Genomic DNA, 510 nt, shown 5'->3' with positions numbered 1-510 from the left:
ATCGTCGACATCAACAAGGAAGGCACATCCATCCTGCTCGTCGAGCAGAACGCGGCAATGGCGATGGCGATTGCCCAATACGGATATGTCCTCGAAGGCGGCCGCGTGGTCAAGGAGGGCAAGGCGGAGGACCTGCGCGGCGACGCGGAAATCGCGGAACTCTACCTGGGCGCGTCGGCCGTGGACGCAGCCGAGCCTGCGCCTGCAGCGCCGGCCACGGGCATCGAAACCGAAGGAGCGATCCAGCATGTCTGAGACGAGTGCCGACCTGTTGGAGGTCGAGGACCTTTCCCTGAGCTTTGCCGGTGTGAAAGCCATTGATGCCGTGAGCTTCTCGATCGCCGAGGGCGAGCTGTTCTCTGTAATCGGTCCGAACGGTGCGGGCAAGTCCTCGTTGTTCAACTGCATCACCGGCGTGTACGCACCGCAGTCCGGTTCGGTGCGCTTCGCGGGCGCGGAGATCCTCGGGATGCCGGCTCACAAGATCGCGAAGAAGGGCATCGCCCGGAC

1 protein-coding gene and 1 pseudogene are annotated in these 510 nt (G+C 63.7%); both read left to right on the top strand.

All coding sequences use genetic code 11. The features are described from left to right. Window positions 1-255, top strand: a pseudogene (locus AC1DQC_RS20315) (hypothetical protein); the annotation flags it as partial. Next, a partial coding sequence (locus AC1DQC_RS20310; RefSeq protein ID WP_477053025.1) for an ATP-binding cassette domain-containing protein occupies window positions 248-510 on the top strand: 263 nt, incomplete at its 3' end. The pseudogene AC1DQC_RS20315 and the gene AC1DQC_RS20310, both read left to right, overlap by 8 nt.

Source organism: Cellulomonas sp. P4_H12, from assembly GCF_056400905.1.
The sequence above is the reverse complement of the archived record's forward strand: the minus strand, read 5'-3'. Positions and strand labels throughout refer to the sequence as shown.